This is a genomic window from Pseudomonas sp. DrBHI1 (genome assembly GCF_002205115.1).
In the GTDB taxonomy this organism is placed as follows: domain Bacteria; phylum Pseudomonadota; class Gammaproteobacteria; order Pseudomonadales; family Pseudomonadaceae; genus Aquipseudomonas; species Aquipseudomonas mosselii.
The window spans coordinates 1-4,580 of the sequence record NZ_NIBE01000083.1 but is presented as its reverse complement, the minus strand read 5'-3'; the positions used below and the strand labels follow the sequence as shown (position 1 = coordinate 4,580).

The 4,580-nt window shown below is 66.3% G+C and carries 4 protein-coding genes; 1 reads left to right on the top strand and 3 read right to left on the bottom strand.

Annotated elements, in window-relative coordinates; genetic code table 11:
- Window positions 1–278 precede the first annotated feature (278 nt).
- Entirely contained in the window at window positions 279–911 is a 633-nt protein-coding gene (locus tag CC207_RS17750) for a hypothetical protein (RefSeq protein ID WP_088852498.1), read from the bottom strand.
- A gap of 257 nt (window positions 912–1,168) precedes the next feature.
- Between CC207_RS17750 and ppk2 the strand changes: the two genes are divergently transcribed.
- Entirely contained in the window at window positions 1,169–1,987 is an 819-nt protein-coding gene (ppk2, locus tag CC207_RS17745) for a polyphosphate kinase 2 (RefSeq protein ID WP_062362170.1), read from the top strand.
- A 9-nt stretch (window positions 1,988–1,996) separates the two neighbouring features.
- On the opposite strand, the gene CC207_RS17740 is transcribed toward ppk2, so the two are convergent.
- Window positions 1,997–3,130 carry an HlyD family secretion protein gene (locus CC207_RS17740; protein WP_088852497.1) on the bottom strand — a complete coding sequence of 378 codons (1,134 nt, stop codon included), beginning with the start codon at window positions 3,128–3,130 and terminating at the stop codon, window positions 1,997–1,999.
- On the bottom strand, window positions 3,127–4,580 hold a 1,454-nt coding region (locus CC207_RS17735; RefSeq protein ID WP_088852496.1), incomplete at its 5' end, for an MFS transporter. The genes CC207_RS17735 and CC207_RS17740, both read right to left, overlap by 4 nt.

The following is a 4,580-nucleotide window of genomic DNA, read 5'->3' as shown; positions in this document are numbered from 1 at the left end:
CACCCCGCGACTGATCCGACAAGGGCACGCCCCCCTGGGCAACCTGCTCAGCCTGCTGCCGCTGCAGCGCCCACTGATCGCTACGTTCCTTGAGGCGATCAGCACCACCTTCCGCAAAAGCCGAACCCGCCGAGATCATTACTAAAAGTGCGAGCACAGATGCTAAGGATTTGTTCACCGGAAAACCTCCATTGATTGACCTTGAAACCGGCCACCCTGGCAGCCGGATCGAGGCAAGAATGGAGGCCACGGATTTTCCCAGGATTAACACACCCCGTTCAGTTGGCCAGCAACTGCTCGTGCACCCACCCCTGAGCCGTGAGCACCATGGATCGGGTTTCCTCCAGCGGTTTGGCCGAGCTGCTCGCCGCCAGCCCAAGCCCGGCGATGTTGGCCTGGACCGCCGCGTCACTGGCCCATACCGGCAGCTCGGTGACCTGGTAGCTGTAGGTCACCTGGGACTGCCGTCGGCCATTGTGCTCGACAGGTGCGCTGAAACCCTTGACGGCGGTGACTCGGGCCTTGCCGAAGCACAGCCCGCCGGTGCTGGCGCCGTTCGCCCTGGGCCGGGCGTCGGCCTTGTAGTAACGCCGGCCCTCGTCGGTCAGGTCATAGGCGTAGTAGATGTCAGTGCGCGCTGGTTGCCACAGGCGCTCCGGCACCTCCGTACGGGCGACTTCCCGCTCGCTGACCACCCCGACCCGGGCCAGGGCGTGCAAGGCCTTGTTGGTGCCCTCCACATCGAAGTCACGGGTGCGGGTGGGGAAGGCACTGATCACGAAACAGTGCGGGTACCGGGTGTCGAGGTAGGCCTGGGCGGCCTGGCGCAGCTCGGCTTCGTCGGGCTGTTGGCCGTCCGAGCAGCCGACCAGGGTCGCCAGCAGTGCCAGCGGTATGATCTTCCTGTCCATTGTAAGGCTTCCTTGAGTTGCCAGTTGCAGGGTTGCGCGCCGGCCAGGCCGGCTGGTACAGGATTAGAACCCGCGGGCCAGAGCCCCCGCAATCATGGCAAGACGACATATCCTCGGCGCTGTGCGCTGTTTGGCAACGCTCGCGTTGCGCCAGTTCCGGCAAAATGCCGATGCTCATCCATACTCCTCGGGTCCGCTCCGGCACCTTCGGGCAGCCGTCAACGGACAGACCTGCAACGAGCACAGAGGAGCCGCCGATGGCCAAGGGCGAGGGGAAGAAACGCAAGGGTGACGCCACGGAGAAACTCGGACGCAAGACCTACGAGGCGCAGCTACGGCGGCTGCACGTCGAGCTGGTCAAGCTCCAGCAGTGGGTGGTGGAGAAGGGCCTGAAGGTGTGCATCGTCTTCGAGGGCCGTGATGGCGCCGGCAAGGGCGGCACCATCAAGGCCATCACCGAACGCGTGAGCCCGCGAGTGTTCCGCGTGGTGGCGCTGCCGGCGCCCACCGAGCGCGAGAAGACCCAGATGTACGCGCAGCGCTACCTGACCCACCTGCCGGCGGCGGGCGAGGTGGTGATCTTCGACCGCAGCTGGTACAACCGCGCTGGGGTGGAACGGGTGATGGGCTTTTGCAGCGACGAGCAGGCCCACAAGTTCCTCACCGTGGTGCCGATGTTCGAGCGGATGATGGTCGAGTCGGGGATCATCCTCATCAAGTACTGGCTCGAAGTCAGCGCCGAGGAACAGACCCGCCGCCTGCAGGACCGCATCAGCGACGGTCGCAAACTGTGGAAGCTGTCGCCGATGGACGTCAAGTCCTACACCCGCTGGGACGACTACACCCGTGCCCGCGATGACATGTTCGCCGCCTCCGACTCATCCTGGGCACCGTGGTACCTGGCGCGCTCGGAGGACAAGCGCAAGGCGCGGCTGAACATCATCAGCCACCTGTTGCAGCAGATCCCTTACAAGGACCTCAGCCAAGAGCACAAGGTGTCGCTGCCCAAGCGCGGCAAGATCGGCAAGTACAAGGCGCGGCCTTATCCGTTCAAGATGGTGGCGGAGCGGTTCTGATGCCGCCGATCACTGCGCCTGGCGGGTATCGATGCTCACCACCACCGACATCCCCGGCCGCAGTTGCCTGGCCTCGGGCTGATCGTCATCGACGGTGATCCGCACCGGGATGCGCTGGGCGATCTTGACGAAGTTGCCGGTGGCGTTGTCGGCCTGCAGCAGGGCGAATTCGGAACCGGTGGCCGGCGAGATCTGCTGCACATGGCCGCGCAGCTTCAGGTGGTTGAGCGCATCGACGGTGAAGGAGGCGGGCTGGCCGATGCGTACGTTGGCCATCTGCGTTTCCTTCAGGTTGGCGATCACCCACAAGGTGTCCGGCACCAGCGCCATCAACTGCGCGCCGGGGTTGACGTAGGCGCCCAGGCGGGTGCCGATCTGCCCCAACTGGCCGTCGCGCGGCGCCTTGACCCGAGTGTTGTCCAGGTCGATGCGGGCCAGCTCCACGGCGGCCTTGGCATTCTCCACCGAAGCCTGCAGCGCAGCGCGGTTGACGATCACCGTCTCGCGATCCTGGCGGGCGATTTCCAGCGCGGCCCTGGCCTGGGCCAGGCTGGCGACGGCGGCGGCATGGCTGGCGCGGCTCAGGTCCAGTTCGCGGCGTGACACCGAGCCATCGCTGACCAGCGCCTGGTTGCGCTGCAGGTCGGCCTTGGCCTTTTCGGCCTGGGCTGCCGCGTCGCTGATCGCGGCCTGGCGCTGGGCGATGCCGGCCTCGGCGCTGTTGCGTTGCTGCAGGTTGTTGGCCAGCGCCGCTTCCTGCTGTTTGAGCTGGGCGATGGACTGGGCCAGGCGCTGGGTGTAGATGCGGTCGTCCAGGCGTACCAGAAGGTCGCCCTGCTTGACGAACTGGAAGTCGTGCACCGGCACCTCGACGATATAGCCGCCCAGCTGTGGCCCGATGATCGTCACCTGGCCGCGCACCAGGGCGTTCTCGGTGCTCTCGATGGCACTGCTGAACGGTGGCAGGCGCCAGGCGTAGAGCACCAGCAGGATACCGGCCAGGGCCACGGCGGCGAAGCTCAGCGACGACAGCAGGCGCACCCGCCGGGTGCGCGCCGGGCTGGTCGGTTCGCTGGGCGGCGGCGTGCCTTCCGGGGTTTCGGCGAGGGCGGTGGTGGTGGTCGTTGGCGTCTCTTGGGTCATCGGCTTGAAGCACCGCTGGTGGAGTGGCTGTAGCGCAGGTACAGGCTGCGAATGAAGATCCAGATCATGGTCAGGATAGCGATGGTACCGATCAGCATGAACACATCGTTGTAGGCCAGCACGTTGGCCTCCCGGGTCGAGGCGTTGGCCAGCAGGCGCATGCCGGCCTCGTTGCGCAGCGCCGGGTCGGCCAATACCCCGGCGTAACCGGCGCCACCGCCCTGCACGCGGGCGCTGACCAGGGGTTCCAGGGCGCTCAGGCGGTCAATCAACTGGCTGGAATGAAACTTCTCGCGCACGGTCTGGAAGGTGCCCAGCAACGCCGAGCCAATCAGTCCGCCGAGGTTGTTGCAGATACCGAACAGCACCGAGAAGCTCACCAGGTTGCGCGGGTTGGCGCGCACATGGCCGATGCCCAGCGCCATCGACGGGCCGACGAAGAAGGTGCTGCCGAAGGCCAGCAGGAACTGGCTGAGGTACATCTGCGCCGGACGGGTCAGGTTGCTCGAGGTGCTGTCCATGAAGGCGCCGGTGGCCATGGCGGCCAGGGAGATGAACAGCGGTAGCACCAGGTGCTGGGGGGTGATGGTCAGGGCGCTGGTGGCCAGCCCGGTGACCGCGCCCAACAGCATCACCGCGTACAGCGCGCGCATCTGCTCGTTGCCCATGTTCAGCGCCTGGAGAAACCCCACGGCGCCGGTGGACTGCTCGGAGATCACCATGCGGATCAGGACCACGCACAGGGCCAGGCGGATGATCGCGCCGCTGCCCAGCCAGCGGGTCATCAGCAACGGGTTGCTGCGGTTGTGCTCGATGGCCAGGCCGGAGAGGATCAGGGCGATGGCGGCGGCCAGGGCGACGCCGATCCACGGCGCGTCCAGCCACCAGTCGATGCGTCCCAGCGACAGCGCCGCGCAGAGCAGGGCGGTGCCGCTGGCCATCAGGGTGAAGGTGAGGAAATCCAGGGGTTCGAAGGTCTTGAAGCGATCACCGGGGGGCAGTTTGAGCAGCAGCACGCAGCCCAGCGCGGTCAGGGCCAGGCCCAGCTCGAACAGGTACAGTCCGCGCCACTCGGCGATCTGCAGCAGGTCTTCGGAGAATACCCGGGCCAGTGGCACCGCCAGCTGCGAGGCGCCCAAACCCAGGACCATCGCCTTGAGCCGCCACTGCGCGGGGAAGGCCTGGATCATGTAGTACAGGCCCAGCGAATTCAGCGCTGCGCCGACCATGCCATGGGCGGCGCGCACGGCGATGGCCGAGTTGAGGTCGTTGACGAACAGGTGGGCGAGGGTGACCAGGGCATAAAGCATCAGGAACACCTCGGTGAACGCGCGCAGGCCGAACTCCTGGCGGAACTTTACCAGCAGCAGGTTCATCGACACGTTGGTCATCACGAAGGCGGCCGGCAACCAGGCCATTTCAGCGCTGGTGGCCCCCAGCGCGCCCTGCA

Coding starts and splice junctions, on each gene's coding strand:
- CC207_RS17750 (WP_088852498.1), bottom strand. CDS start 911: ATGGACAGGAAGATCATACCGCTGGCACTGCTGGCGACCCTGGTCGGC.
- ppk2 (WP_062362170.1), top strand. CDS start 1,169: ATGGCCAAGGGCGAGGGGAAGAAACGCAAGGGTGACGCCACGGAGAAA.
- CC207_RS17740 (WP_088852497.1), bottom strand. CDS start 3,130: ATGACCCAAGAGACGCCAACGACCACCACCACCGCCCTCGCCGAAACC.